Below are 13,334 nucleotides of genomic sequence, written 5' to 3'. Positions count from 1 at the left end.
CAAGAGAATAACGGAAGAGGCTCGCAAGGAAATAATGGGCACCAGCAAGAGAATAACGGAAGAGGCTCGCAAGGAAATAATGGGCACCAGCAAGAGAACAATGGAAGAGGATCACAAGGGAATAATGGAAATCAGCAAGGGAACAACGGTAGAGGGTCGCAAGGGAATAATGGAAATGGTCAAGGAAACAACGGAAGAGAATCACAAGGGAATAATGGAAGTGGTCAAGGAAACAACGGAAGAGAATCGCAAGGGAATAATGGAAATGGTCAAGGCAACAATGGAAGAGAATCGCAAGAGAATAATGGAAATGGTCAAGGCAACAATGGAAGAGAATCGCAAGAGAATAATGGAAATGGCCAAGGAAACAATGGTAGAGGGTCGCAAGGGAATAATGGAAATGGTCAAGGAAACAACGGAAGAGAATCGCAAGGGAATAATGGGCACCAGCAAGGGAGCAACGGCAGAGGGTCTCAGTAAGGAAGGCCCCTACCAGATAATATCGAGTGAAAGAATAATCTATAGAATAGGGAGGATTCCCTCCATCTGAAGAGATTTTTTAATATTTTTTTAAAATGACGGACATAAAATCGTATATCCTTTCGAATTATATATATGGATATCATTAATAGTTATCCCGCTTTAATGGGCAGTAAGACCCCCGCCTCAAAATTCAGCGAAAGCAAAGAAGTTAGGCGGGGGATCAACTGCCCATAAAAGCCCGATTGGTTCAACTAATAATCAGTGGGGGATGAAGAAAACCCCCACTGATTAAAGTTTCACTTTATATAAAAGGGGAGAAAAAATATGAGAGAAATGTATGAAGAAATCACTGAAGTATTAAAGGTGCTGGCGCATCCGGTCCGTTTATCATTAGTAAAAATAATGCTTGCAAAAGGTCCTATTAACGTAACGACAATGTATGAAACATTACAAATGCCTCAAAGTACAATTAGTCAACATTTATCTAAACTAAAAGCTACTAAAGTCGTTACAGGTACTCGGAAAGGGTTAGAAATTTATTATGAAGTAACGGATAATCGCACAAAAGCGATATTATTAAGCTTGGCTTAAAGGATGACTGTTTAGACTTCAAAAGAAAGCACTTCAGTAACTGTAATGTTCTTAGTAATGTTAGTCGTATTTGTTGTTGTTTTTCGATTTGTCTAATGTATTTCTTTATTTGGGTCTTGCCGTATCACTATCAAGCTAAATTTTAAATGGACTGTAAAAATGAAAGCTTTCTTATTAAGGTCTTTTTGTTAGCTTGATAGTGATGTGCCGTTCCCGCTAGTCTGTAAAGAAATGGGTACGTTTTTTTAGTCATGTAATCTTTTGATTTGATGATCTTTTCCCCATTCACATAGTTCATCCATAATTTGCATTAAAGATTTCCCGTACTCGCTTATTGTGTATTCAACTTTTGGTGGTACTTCTTGATATACAGTACGATGGATAATCCCGTCAGCTTCAAGTTGCCGAAGTTGTTGTGTAAGAACTTTTTGCGTAATGTTTGGGATTTCTCGCCGGATTTCATTTGTTCGCATTTTCCCATCCATCAAAACACATAAAATATGAACCTTCCATTTTCCGCCGATTACATCGAGTGTCGTTGCAATTGGGCAGTCTTCATTTTGATTCATATAACACCTCCAAAGGTACTTTAAGGTTCCTATAGCACTTTAAAGTACGTACTTTTCAATTATATGTGACTCACTCATACTAATACGTAAAGGATTGAATAATTTGAAAAGGGGATGGGAAATGATGAGAACACTTGTAATTGTAGCACACCCTGATATTGAAAAATCAAAAATTAATAAAAGATGGATAGAAGAACTTGAGAAACATTCGGATGAAATTACGGTGCATGAATTGTATAAAGTGGCACCGAATTGGGAGTTTAATGTGGAAGAAGAGCAAAAGCTGTTAGTAGAACACGACCGATATATATTTCAATTTCCGCTTTACTGGTATAGCTCACCACCATTATTAAAAAAATGGTTTGATGATGTATTAACATATGGATTTGCGTACGGATCAAAAGGAGATAAAGTGAAGGGGAAAGAATTTGGTTTAGCTATTTCTATAGGTGGATTAGAAAAAGACTATGAAAATAGCGGAATTACGATGGATGAGTTGACGAAACCATTTCAAGCTACGTGCTTATATACAGACATGAAATTTATACCTTCATTTTATTTATATGGTGCCGAATATAAATTAAGTGATGAAGAGATTGATAAAAGTGCGCCTGAGTATGTACGATATGTGATGAATAAGCAGTATTCTAATATATAAAAGGGAATAGCCATTTACTTGTTAAGTAGATGGCTATTTTTATTGATTTTATATTCACTAAGTGTAATCTTTAGTAAATTAATAGTTAATCTGGTAAAATAAAAAATCTAACATATATAAAGGGGAGTTTTACTTGAGAACGATACAAAAATTATTACAAAAAAGAGCAATGCAGTCACCAAATTTGGAAGCGCTTGTAGGCGGAGAGAAAAGGTATTCGTTTCAACAGTATAATGAACGCGTAAATCAGCTTGCACACTATTTGTTACAAAACGGTGTACAAAGAGGAGATCGTATTGGAATACTATGCAAAAATAATCATCCGTTTCCAATCGTTATGATGGCAAGTTTAAAAATTGGAGCTGTATGTATTCCGCTAAATCATCAGCTTACTGCGTATGAATTAGAAACGATTGTAAAAGAAGCAAAATTAAAAGTATTAGTTATTGATGAAGAATTTCATGAAGTTCTAAAGATTGATGCTGTTAAAGAAATTCTTTATGTAATTAAAACGACAGAAGAAGGCTTTGGTTCATTTGAATTAACATTACAAGAACAGACAATGACAGAACCGAACGTAGAAGTTCATGAAGATGATGATGCGATTTACTTATTTACTTCAGGAACGACTGGACAGGCAAAAGCATGTGTAATTGGACATAAAAACTTACATCATTATTTTACTGAAATTGCGGGCCAAAGAGAATTTCCTGCAGGTGAACGCTTTTTATCCGTGCATCCTTTATTTCATATGAGTGGCGTGCTGTCTATTTTAAATTGTATTTATCATGGTGTTACGATGATCTTTTTAGCTGATTCGAATCCTGCTCTTATTTGGGATAAGATTGAAGAAGAGAAGGTTACGACGATGCTTGCGTTCCCAGCTGTTTATAGCTACATGCTTGATGAGCTAAATAAAAAAGAACGTAACATTTCAACTTTTAAAGTAGCACAAAGCGGTGGAACAAAAGTGCCAGAAACACTTATTCAAAAATATATGGAAAAAGGAATTTATATGGTGCAAGGCTATGGGAGTACAGAAGGTTGGGTTGTAACTTCATGGCATCCAATGATGGGAAAAGAAAAGATGTCTTCTGTAGGGAAAACACTGAAACATGTAGAGTTAAAAATTGTTCATCCAGAAACAGGTGATGAACTAATAGCAAATGAAGTCGGAGAGATTCATGTAAGAAGTCCATACATGTTTAAAGGGTATTGGAATAATGAAAAGGCGACAAAGAAGGTAGTAAAAGATAATTGGTTTAACATGGGCGATGCTGGCATGATAGATGACGACGGGTTCCTGCATATTATGGGAAGATATAAAGACGTTATCATACGTGGTGGTGATAACGTATATCCAGATCAAGTAGAAGATGTCATTCATGAACTACATGGTATTTTAGAAGTTGCAGTAGTTGGAGTTCCGGATGACTTTTGGGGAGAGATTCCGACAGCGTACATTGTAAAAGATATGCAAACGCCTTTAACGGAAGAAGAAATTATACAGCACTGTAAAGAAAAACTAGCAAGTTATAAAATACCCGAAGTTGTATTTATGGAAGAATTACCAAAAAATGCGTTAGGGAAAGTATTGAAGAGGGAATTAAGAGAAGGTGTACTTGTAAAATAAAAAGTGATTAGATGATGAGGAATCCAGTTATGTACAAAGCATAGCTGGATTTTTTGTTTATGATTCTGTTAGTGGATATTGTTAATATTTGAAACTTTTTGTTTATTTTTAGTGTAATATTGAAAATAAAGGAAGTTAATTAATTTCAGTACAAGGGGGAGAAAATGTGGCTATAAAATTAGAATCTGAGAATTTATGTATAGAACCTTTTACCAATGATGATGTATGTAGAATTAAAGAATTAGCTAATGACAAGGAATTAGCCAATATTCTTGGGCTTCCACACCCATATAAATTGGAGTTCGCGCAAGATTGGGTCGATATGCAACCAGAACTTATGAGGCAAGGAATCGAATATCCTTTAGGAATCATTTCTAAAGAATCAAGAGAAATTGTAGGTACAATTACACTAAGAATTGACAAAGGTAACAATAGAGGTGAGCTTGGTTATTGGATTGGTAAGAATTATTGGGGGAAAGGTTTTGCAACCGAGGCTGTAAATAGAATGATTCATTTTGGCTTTATTGAATTAGGTCTAAATAAAATTTGGGCATCTGCTATTTCCAGAAACAGATCATCGATTAAGGTGTTAGAAAAGTCGGGTTTGTGTAAAGAAGGCACATTGAGACAGAATAGACTTTTATTAAATACATATGAAGATGTCGATGTTTATGGAATATTAAAGACAGAATATACCTTTTTAAATCATAGATAACATTGGTAGTGTGATGGCAAAAGGAAACCCTTCAGAACGGGGTTTCCTTTTTGTATGTCTTAAAAATCGGCATTGTAGTTTAACAGAGCTCTGTTCATCAAAAACATAATAATTTACTAGATTTTCTATTTCTTGTAAGATAATAAAGAATATTCAATTAATAATTAAAGGAAGAGATATAAATGAAGCTGCCGCTATTACAAGTAGAGACAGAGAGACTTAGTATCCGTCCGTTTCAAAAAGAAGATTATAAAAGTTGGCTAGATGGATTCCAAATGCGGTTACCAGCTCAGTATAAATACGATGATGGCTATCATGACATGTCGTGTTCAACGAAAGAATGGTTCACGGAATGGATAAGAGGTTTTGATGAAGCAGCACATCGAGATGAGATGTATGTATTAGGTATTTTTCGTAAAGAAGACGGAGCTAATATTGGAAAGCTAGAGCTAATAAAAATTTTACGTATGGATTATCAATGGGCGATGATGGGGTATTCCATACATAATCAATACTGGAAAAATGGATATGGTATTGAAAGTGTGAAAGCTGCGTTATCGTTATTTTTTAGTAGTCTTCATTTTCATAGAATTGAATTACATATACATGTTGATAATAAGCCGTCCGTCCGTCTCGCGGAAAGAGCAGGTTTTTCATTGGAATGCAAGAGAGAGGCTTTTTCTTTAGAGAAGGATAAGTGGATGGATTTTCTTATTTATTTTAAAAATAAGGAGATGGAAATATGAGAGTTCTAATTACAGGTGGAAATCGCGGATTAGGGTTACAGTTAGTAAAAGTATTTCATGAAAATGGGCATATCGTTTATCCGTTAGTTAGAACTGAGGCTGCGGTAACGCAATTGAAGCAAATGTTTAGTTGTAGATGTTTTCCTATATTGGCAGACTTATCGATTGATGAGAGTACGGCGCAAATTAAGAACCAGCTTAAGAAATATACAGAGTATATTGATTTAGTTATAAATAACGCTGGAATTACTGGAAAGGAGACTGAGATTTTACAGACGAATTCAGAAGAGTTAACGGACTTATTTAACATTCATTGCTTAGGTGTAATTCGAGCTGTAAAAGGTACATATGTAGCTTTAGAGAAATCGGATCATCCGAGAATAATAAATGTGTCCTCTCGCTTAGGGTCATTACATAAAATGGCGAGTAAAGAGTTTCCGCAAGGTCAGTTCTCATATTCCTATCGAATTGCTAAAGCTGCACAAAATATGTTAACACTCTGCTTACAACAAGAGTTTGAGAATAAAGGAATTCATGTAACGGCAATTCACCCTGGAAAATTAAAGACTGACATTGGTGCCTTTGATGCGAATATGACTCCGGCTGAAGGAGCGCAAAATATATATGATTGGGTAATCGATTCAAATGAGGATGTTTCAGGGAAGTTTATTGAGCCTGGGATAGGAGAATTAAAGTGGTGAAGTACGATCTTACAGTTGTTCAAAGTTTATTTGGTCCTTCGAAAAAAATATTAAATGGTTTACCAAATGCAGTAACGATTGAAGAGATAGAAGAAGTTGCCTTTTATAACGTACAAACTTATAAAGAGAAGATAAGTAGATTTGAAGAAATTTGTTTTAACTGGGAGTTAAACAGAGCGAGTATTGTATTAAATAAAAGGTTTAGTAGTTATAACACAAGTGCGAGAGTGTTACTTGATGCGGGTTTTTCTTTATATGCAGCAAAGATAGAAGTGTGTAGAGAGTTAGACAATGTAGAAGCGCTTGAAAAACAATTTACATACCGTTCAATAGAAGAAACGTTATCGGTAAAAGATTTTAAATGCATTTGGGAGCAATGTATGTTGAATTCAGGAAATCAAACTTCCACTTTAAATATTGATGAGCATTTTTATTCAGTGCAAACAGAGTTAGGTAAAGGTTGGGAGAAGTCATGCATTGTTTTTTATGATAAAAATGAGCCGGTTGGTTTGTCTATACCGCATATAGAGACTGGAACAGAAAGTGAAGGACGATTATTTTACTTTGGGGTAATGCCTCATTATCGCGGGAAAGGAATCTCTTCGCAACTGCATCTTCAATCTTTACATATGTTAAAGGAAATGGGCGCTACTTATTACATCGGCAGCACACATACTTCAAATGAAAAGATGCAGAAGATATTTTGGAGAAATAATTGTTCGGTGAAAACGGAGATAGAGCTTTATTATAAAATTTTTAAAGAAAGTTAGGAGAAAAAATGAAGACTATAAAGGTATTTCATTATGATGCATTTACGAATAAACCAAATATGGGGAATCCAGCAGGTATTGTATTAGATGCGGATGGATTAACGGAAGGGGAAATGCAGCTTATTGCTGAAAAAGTTGGATTTAATGAAACGTCTTTCGTCCTTTCTTCAAAAGTAGCAGATATAAGAATGCGCTTTTTTACCCCTGGTTTTGAAATGGATTTATGTGGTCATGGGACAGTAGGAACAATATTTTCCTTGTGTGAAAGAGGTTTACTAGAAGAGAAAAGTAACCTTACGATTGAAACGAAGGCTGGGATTTTACCGATACAAATAGGTGTAAATGGAAATGGAGAAACCTTTATTAAACTGAGGCAGGCAGCACCTCAGTTTAAAGAATTTACCGGTTCAAAAAAAGAATTAGCTCATAGTATCGGTTTAGAAGAAAATGATGTAGATGTAAGTTTGCCGATTGTATATGGAAGTACGGGGAACTGGACCGTACTTGTACCGGTTAAAAATCTAGATGTATGTGAGAGAATGAAACCTAACAATGAGGTGTTTCCATCCGTATTAAAAGAAATACCTAAAGCTTCTATTCATCCAGTTTGTTTAGAAACTTATGATGAGCAGGCACAAATGCACGGGCGTCATTTCTCATCGGCTTATGCGGGAACGATTGAAGATCCAGTGACAGGAACAGCTTCAGGTGTAATGGGAGCGTACTATGCGACGTATTTGAAGAAAGATTTTGATCATGAAATGGAGTTAATCGTGGAACAAGGACAGGAAATGAATAAAGATGGTCGTGTAACGGTATATGTAACGAAAGATGTAGAAAATGAGAAGTTACAAATAGATATTGCAGGAACAGCGGTGTATGTGAACGAATTTGAAGTTTCGATATAAAAAGAAAGCCCAGAATATATCCGGACTTTCATTATCTGTTCAACACTTCAATATACGAAGCATCTCCAGTTGTTCTTAAAGCAGAGCGGAAATTGTTGTTTTCTAGCGTTCTAGCGACTTGTTGTAACTGCTGTGCATCATCATGATGGATAAGTAAGCTGTCAGCACCGCTTTCTTCTATATGAATGTGTTCGACATTACCAATGGCATCATGTACCGCTTTTAAAAATTCAGGTTTCATATTGTCCTCCTATATGTATGTAACGTTGTTGTTAGTATTTCCCTATTTTTGAAATATAAAAGTAAATGAATTTTTGTTATATTAAGATTTTGGAAGGGGTTTCCTATTTGTTTGTCAAATAATAGTAAAGTTGTCTTTGAAATTGAGGGAATCTTCGGGATTAAAGGGTGAGGGAATGGACATTTCAATAATTGCTGCACAACTCGTTAAGGAGAAAGTTATTTCACATGATCCAAATAACGTAAAAGTGTTGAACGGAGGAACGACAAGTACTGTATATTTGTTGGACGAAAAATATGTTGTAAAGCTGAATGAAGCGGAAGTAATACGTGGAGAAGCTCATTTTCTTTCTTTTTATGAGGGGAATACTTTATTTTCAAAGCTTTTGTATAAGGAACCTTTACATACATATATTGTGTATTCTTTCCTTGAAGGTAATACTTCGTGCGAACAAGGATATAAACGAAGTACGCTTCGTACACTTGTAAAAGAAGTGATCAATAAGTATAAAATTGTTCCAGAGGCAGATGGCTGGGGCTGGAAAGAAAATCCGGTTCAATCTTGGAATGAATTTTTAACAACAAATGTGGTAGAAGCTCATGAAAATGTAAGACGTTACATAAGTGAGGAAGAGTATAGAATTGTTCTTAAACTAGCAAATAGGGACGCCGGAGTAAATCAGCCATTTTTATTACATGGTGATTTCGGATTTCATAATTTTATATTTCGAGAAAATAGGTTACATGGAGTAATTGATCCGTTACCAATCCTTGGAGAACCTTTATATGACTTAGTTTACGCGTTCTGTTCATCTCCGGAAGATATAACGAAAGAAACGATTGCTTATGTGATGAAACAATGTGTATTTCATAAACAAGAACGAGATTTGTACGAGGAGATAGTCATAGGATTATATTTGCGTATAGATACATGTTTGAGGCACCACCCGAAAGATTTAGAAGATTATTTAGTAGCTTGGCGTTATTGGATGGACGAAATCAATCCGGCTTTATAGTACAAATAGTTGGGGGGAGATAGTGAAATGAACATAGCAGAAGCAAAAAAAGATTTAGCGCAAAAAACGAAGAAGGGAGTTCCTGTTATAATAGCTGGTATTTTGTTTTGGATTGTAGCGAGTGTAACGGGTATTCTTCTTTCTGAAAAGCAAGTTGTGTGGGTGTATTTAATTGGTATGGGTTGTGTGTTTCCTTTAGGTTTAATGATAGCTGCCATATTAAAAATTGATATGTTTGCGAAAGGAAATCCGCTAGGGACTTTAGCTGGATTAATTGGCGGGATAAATGTATTAAATATTCCGTTTGTATTACTTGCCTATTTTCAATTTCCAGAGTGGTTACCTTTTGTAGTAGCAATGTTAATAGGTGTTCATTTTGTACCGTACGTATGGATTTATGAGAGTAAAAGTTATGGTTTATTGTCAATAGGGACTGTATTCGTCACGTCAGTTTGCGGGATTCTTTTTGCAGACAATGGATTTACTGTCATTCCATTGTCAGTTACAGCTGTCTATTTACTGACTCTAATAGGTTTATTAATCGAAAATAAAAAAGTAGATCACTATCAACAAAAAACAGCTTAATAAAAATATAGGGATTAGGGGGAATTATTATGAAAAATTTCGTTTGTACAACGTGCGGCGTACAGTATGCAGCGAGTGTGGAAGAACCGGTAAGTTGTGTTATTTGTGATGAGGAGAGACAATATGTGAATCCGAAAGGGCAGTCTTGGACGACTTTAGAAAACTTGCAATCGAGTGGCACATATAAAAATGAAATGATAGAAGAAGAAAATGGGCTTTATAGTATTACGTCAAAACCGGAATTTGCGATTGGTCAAACGGGATATGTAGTAAAAGCGGAAGCGTATCGTTTACTATGGGATTGTATTACTTATTTAGATGAAACGACAATTGAGAAGATAAAGGAGTTGGGCGGGTTAGATGCGATAGCACTATCTCATCCTCATTATTATTCAACACAAGTAGAATGGGCAGAAACGTTTGATGTACCAATTTATATACATGAAGACGATAAAGAGTGGGTAGTACGCCCAAGTAGCCGTATTATTTATTGGTCTGGCGAGTCTTTACAATTAGCGGACGGAATTACTATTCATCGTCTCGGAGGACATTTTAGCGGCGGTTCTGTATTACATTGGGAAGAAGGAAATGATGGGAAAGGTATTTTGTTAACAGGTGATATTATTCAAGTCGTAGCGGATAGGCAGTGGGTGAGCTTCATGTACAGTTATCCAAACTTAATTCCATTACCAGCGAGAAAAGTGGAGGAAATGGCGAATCGAGTGAAGCCGTTACAATTTAATCGTTTATATAATGCTTTTCACCGAGTAGTGAAAGAGAATGCAAATGAGGCAGTGGAACGTTCTGCTGAAAGATATGTTAAGGCGGTAGAAGGAAAGTTATTTCGTACGTAAAAGGAGAGTTAGTTTTTATGAATAAGTTAGTATGCTTCGGTGATAGTATTACAGCTGATGAAATGTTTTTTGATGGAACGCCGAGGTTAACACCGCGTCTGCAAGAGATGTTTTCAAATTGGAAGGTAGTAAATGCGGGTGTTCCGGGTGATAATACGTTTGATGCGTTACATAGGGTTGAAGATGATGTACTATCCCATAAACCAGACTTTGTAACTGTTTTTCTTGGTACGAATGATTCGGTATTATTTGATCCAGTACCATTACAAGTATACAAAGGTAATTTAGAGAAGATTGTAAGTATGATTTCACCAGAAAAAGTATTACTTATTAGTCCTGCACCAGTTGATGAAGAACGCCAGTATAATAGAACCAATAAAGTACTTGGTCAGTATGCAGACGTAGTAGAGGAAGTGGCGAAGGAAACAGGAAGTTATTTTTTAAACTTACATGCTGAGATGATTCAAGAACAGAATTATAAAAAATTTGTAGAAGATGATGAAAAAGACGGTTTACATTTTGGCCGACAAGGTTATGAGTATTTAGCGGAGTTAATTGGTAAAAAGTTAAAAGGGATTTTGTAAGAAGCAAAGTGTGCGCGCTTTGCTTTTTTGCTCTTGCCAAATTTTGAGGCGGTGCACTCAAATAGCGGGATAAAATGTACTTTAAAGAAGTGGTTAGCTGTAACACTATAGGACATTCGTAAAAAGGAAAATGATTTGTGCCCCTAATGGAATGCATCCAAGACTTAACAGTTGATTAATTGAACTGTAAAGTTTAAAATTACAGTATAGTTTTTAGAAGTGAGTTGCCATCGTTTGTAAAAAACAGATAAATTAAATATTCTCGAATAAATAATATAACGTGTATTTCATTCTAAACTGTAATTTTTTTTAATACATTTCAATAATCTATATAATAATTTTAAAAAGTAAAGGTGTGTGTAAAATATGGTGATTTTATATACGACAGCAAGCTGTAGTTCATGCCGAAAAGCAAAAGCATGGCTTGAAGAACATCAAATTGATTATACCGAAAAAAATATCGTATCAAATTCGCTTACAGTTGATGAACTTAAATCCATTCTTCGTTTAACTGAAGATGGTGCTACTGAAATTATTTCAACTAGATCTAAAACTTTTCAGGAATTAAATATCAATATTGAGGCGCTTTCGCTTAATGAGTTTTATAAATTAATAATTGAGTATCCTCAAATGTTACGTCGTCCAATTATGCTGGATGAAAAAAGATTACAGGTTGGTTTTAATGAGGATGAAATTCGAAAATTTTTACCGCGTAGCGTTCGAACATTTTTGAATATGGAATTGCAAAAAATGGCTAATTAATAAGTAATATTTTGAAAGGAGGAAATAAAAGTGATTGAAGTATGTGTTACAGTTAATTATAAAGATAGAAACTATCGCACAAATGTTATTGTGAGTAAAGATACGATTTGGACGAAAATTAAACAATTGGCAGAAGAACAAGTTAAGAAACAGTGGACTGTTTAAATTTATTTGCAACTTAAAAAGTTAAATGAAGTTAGGAGATATAGGGGAGTTCTGATAGAATATAAAGGGATTTATTTTTTCATGCTAAGCATGTTTCTTATATATTTTAACGTTTGACTAACCTATCTGTAATATTTATGGCTACAGTATGTTACTAAGCGAGAAATCATATTTTTTATCGTAGGAGGACAATAATGAACAGCGACTTTACTTTGGCCATTCACAGTTTAACTTATTTAGCTTTACAACCAGATCGGATGTCAACAAGTAATGCTATTTCAGAAAGTGCAGGTGTTCATCCAGTACGCATTCGCAAAGTGCTAAGTTTGTTAAAAAAACATAAGTTTATACAATCAAAAGAGGGAACTGGTGGAGGTTTTATTTTTGCCCGTGATTTAAGTGAAATTAATCTTTGGAATATTTATCAAATAACCTCTGAAGGTGCATTGCAACCGAAGTGTCCAGAATCAAATGATCAGTGTATTGTAGGTTCGAACATGCGGAAAGTTCTTTTTGCTATTTTTTTAGGTGCGGAAGAACATCTAGGTGAATATTTAAAGAATTATACAATGAAAGAAGTTGTTGACCTTATTAATCAAGAACGTTAAGCGGCTTAATTATTATGTAGCCGTGAGTTCTTCAAAAACAACTGTAATGAAAATAATTACAGTTAGAGTTAGTTTTTAACGTTACAAAAAATACTTATAAGAAGGTGAAAAGGTATGGTGTCAAATAATAATCATGTTTTAAAAGTGGGAGATTGGGTTCGTGGAATATCAAATGATGGTGAATTCATAGTTGGTTACATTGTATCACTTGATGAAGTGGAAGATGTAGTTACAGTTAGCATTGTGAAACGTGACGACAAGTACACAATGAACAAAGCGATTTTACTCTTTAGTAAACACGTTAACAAACTCCCTGAATCAAAGGTAATAAATAAGGAACAAATCCTTTATCTTATAGACCTTGCATTATTAACAGGGGATGAAGAATGGTTTATTGAGCTCTCTGCAAAATTAAACTCGATAAGAGAGCTAGTTAATGAGGGATTTTAAAAGTTATATTATTCATTTTGAATAGGTTGAATCGTGTAATAATCAATAATATCATCTAAAAGGAAATGAAATAAAAGCCATTCATTACAAACATAGAAATGTCCCTGAAGAAGAGTTGAAAAAACTAAAATTAAGATGACATGGAAGTGATTTGTTTGTCCACTCCTAATAATGATGTAAATAAGCTGTCCATATGGGCCATAGCCATCAAGTTAAAAAAATGAGTCCGATGCCTTTTGGCATCGGACTCATTTTTTTACAATAGGGAGTAGAAGAGTACGGTTTTGGACATACTC

General features: G+C 34.9%; 18 protein-coding genes and 1 pseudogene. 17 read left to right on the top strand and 2 right to left on the bottom strand.

Annotation, left to right across the window (positions count from 1 at the left end):
- Nucleotides 1–480: pseudogene (locus FOT98_RS18280) on the top strand (hypothetical protein); the annotation flags it as partial.
- A 327-nt stretch (nt 481–807) separates the two neighbouring features.
- Nucleotides 808–1,074, top strand: coding sequence for an ArsR/SmtB family transcription factor (locus FOT98_RS18275; RefSeq protein WP_061680336.1), 267 nt, complete (start codon nt 808–810; stop codon nt 1,072–1,074).
- 245 nt (nt 1,075–1,319) lie between these two features.
- On the opposite strand, the gene FOT98_RS18270 is transcribed toward FOT98_RS18275, so the two are convergent.
- Nucleotides 1,320–1,643 carry a winged helix-turn-helix transcriptional regulator gene (locus tag FOT98_RS18270; RefSeq protein ID WP_001072996.1) on the bottom strand — a complete coding sequence of 108 codons (324 nt, stop codon included), beginning with the start codon at nt 1,641–1,643 and terminating at the stop codon, nt 1,320–1,322.
- A gap of 124 nt (nt 1,644–1,767) precedes the next feature.
- Between FOT98_RS18270 and FOT98_RS18265 the strand changes: the two genes are divergently transcribed.
- The 7 genes from FOT98_RS18265 to FOT98_RS18235 all read left to right on the top strand — a co-directional run bounded on the left by FOT98_RS18265 (nt 1,768) and on the right by FOT98_RS18235 (nt 7,774).
- On the top strand, nt 1,768–2,301 hold the full coding sequence (locus tag FOT98_RS18265) for an NAD(P)H-dependent oxidoreductase (RefSeq protein WP_063260309.1): 534 nt from the start codon (nt 1,768–1,770) through the stop codon (nt 2,299–2,301).
- A 133-nt stretch (nt 2,302–2,434) separates the two neighbouring features.
- Nucleotides 2,435–3,934: a class I adenylate-forming enzyme family protein gene (locus tag FOT98_RS18260; RefSeq protein ID WP_063260308.1), complete on the top strand. Its 1,500-nt coding sequence runs from the start codon at nt 2,435–2,437 to the stop codon at nt 3,932–3,934.
- 166 nt (nt 3,935–4,100) lie between these two features.
- Entirely contained in the window at nt 4,101–4,649 is a 549-nt protein-coding gene (locus FOT98_RS18255; RefSeq protein ID WP_063260307.1) for a GNAT family N-acetyltransferase, read from the top strand.
- A 182-nt stretch (nt 4,650–4,831) separates the two neighbouring features.
- Nucleotides 4,832–5,395 carry a GNAT family N-acetyltransferase gene (locus FOT98_RS18250; RefSeq protein WP_063260306.1) on the top strand — a complete coding sequence of 188 codons (564 nt, stop codon included), beginning with the start codon at nt 4,832–4,834 and terminating at the stop codon, nt 5,393–5,395.
- Nucleotides 5,392–6,096, top strand: a complete 705-nt coding sequence (locus FOT98_RS18245; protein ID WP_063260305.1) for an SDR family NAD(P)-dependent oxidoreductase — start codon at nt 5,392–5,394, stop codon at nt 6,094–6,096. Before FOT98_RS18250 ends, FOT98_RS18245 begins: the two co-directional genes overlap by 4 nt.
- Nucleotides 6,093–6,866 carry a GNAT family N-acetyltransferase gene (locus FOT98_RS18240; protein ID WP_063260304.1) on the top strand — a complete coding sequence of 258 codons (774 nt, stop codon included), beginning with the start codon at nt 6,093–6,095 and terminating at the stop codon, nt 6,864–6,866. The genes FOT98_RS18245 and FOT98_RS18240 overlap by 4 nt, the downstream gene beginning before the upstream one ends.
- 8 nt (nt 6,867–6,874) lie before the next feature.
- A complete protein-coding gene (locus FOT98_RS18235; protein WP_063260303.1) occupies nt 6,875–7,774 on the top strand; it encodes a PhzF family phenazine biosynthesis isomerase in 900 nt (299 codons plus the stop codon).
- Between the two features lie 31 nt (nt 7,775–7,805).
- Here the strand turns inward: FOT98_RS18235 and FOT98_RS18230 are convergent, their stop codons facing one another.
- On the bottom strand, nt 7,806–8,015 hold the full coding sequence (locus FOT98_RS18230; RefSeq protein WP_063260302.1) for a hypothetical protein: 210 nt from the start codon (nt 8,013–8,015) through the stop codon (nt 7,806–7,808).
- Nucleotides 8,016–8,190: 175 nt separating this feature from the next.
- Here FOT98_RS18230 and FOT98_RS18225 point away from each other — a divergent pair, with 175 nt between their 5' ends.
- The 8 genes from FOT98_RS18225 to FOT98_RS18190 all read left to right on the top strand — a co-directional run bounded on the left by FOT98_RS18225 (nt 8,191) and on the right by FOT98_RS18190 (nt 13,038).
- Nucleotides 8,191–9,030 carry a phosphotransferase family protein gene (locus FOT98_RS18225; RefSeq protein ID WP_063260301.1) on the top strand — a complete coding sequence of 280 codons (840 nt, stop codon included), beginning with the start codon at nt 8,191–8,193 and terminating at the stop codon, nt 9,028–9,030.
- A 27-nt stretch (nt 9,031–9,057) separates the two neighbouring features.
- Nucleotides 9,058–9,615, top strand: coding sequence for a DUF7010 family protein (locus tag FOT98_RS18220; RefSeq protein WP_063260300.1), 558 nt, complete (start codon nt 9,058–9,060; stop codon nt 9,613–9,615).
- A 29-nt stretch (nt 9,616–9,644) separates the two neighbouring features.
- Complete coding sequence (locus FOT98_RS18215) at nt 9,645–10,469, top strand: MBL fold metallo-hydrolase (protein ID WP_063260299.1); 825 nt, start codon at nt 9,645–9,647, stop codon at nt 10,467–10,469.
- Between the two features lie 17 nt (nt 10,470–10,486).
- Nucleotides 10,487–11,053, top strand: a complete 567-nt coding sequence (locus FOT98_RS18210; RefSeq protein WP_063260298.1) for an SGNH/GDSL hydrolase family protein — start codon at nt 10,487–10,489, stop codon at nt 11,051–11,053.
- A gap of 366 nt (nt 11,054–11,419) precedes the next feature.
- A complete protein-coding gene (gene spxA, locus FOT98_RS18205) occupies nt 11,420–11,815 on the top strand; it encodes a transcriptional regulator SpxA (protein WP_000236195.1) in 396 nt (131 codons plus the stop codon).
- A gap of 30 nt (nt 11,816–11,845) precedes the next feature.
- On the top strand, nt 11,846–11,980 hold the full coding sequence (locus FOT98_RS18200) for a BA3454 family stress response protein (protein ID WP_061680327.1): 135 nt from the start codon (nt 11,846–11,848) through the stop codon (nt 11,978–11,980).
- 194 nt (nt 11,981–12,174) lie between these two features.
- A complete protein-coding gene (saiR, locus tag FOT98_RS18195) occupies nt 12,175–12,588 on the top strand; it encodes an Rrf2-family transcriptional regulator SaiR (RefSeq protein WP_001083470.1) in 414 nt (137 codons plus the stop codon).
- A gap of 114 nt (nt 12,589–12,702) precedes the next feature.
- Entirely contained in the window at nt 12,703–13,038 is a 336-nt protein-coding gene (locus FOT98_RS18190; RefSeq protein ID WP_063260297.1) for an IDEAL domain-containing protein, read from the top strand.
- The last annotated feature ends 296 nt before the right edge of the window (nt 13,039–13,334 follow it).

The sequence above is a fragment of the Bacillus sp. HY001 genome (genome assembly GCF_007558965.1).
Lineage (GTDB): Bacteria > Bacillota > Bacilli > Bacillales > Bacillaceae_G > Bacillus_A > Bacillus_A mobilis.
Note: the sequence above shows the minus strand (reverse complement) of the source record. Positions and strands in the feature narration are given on the sequence as shown.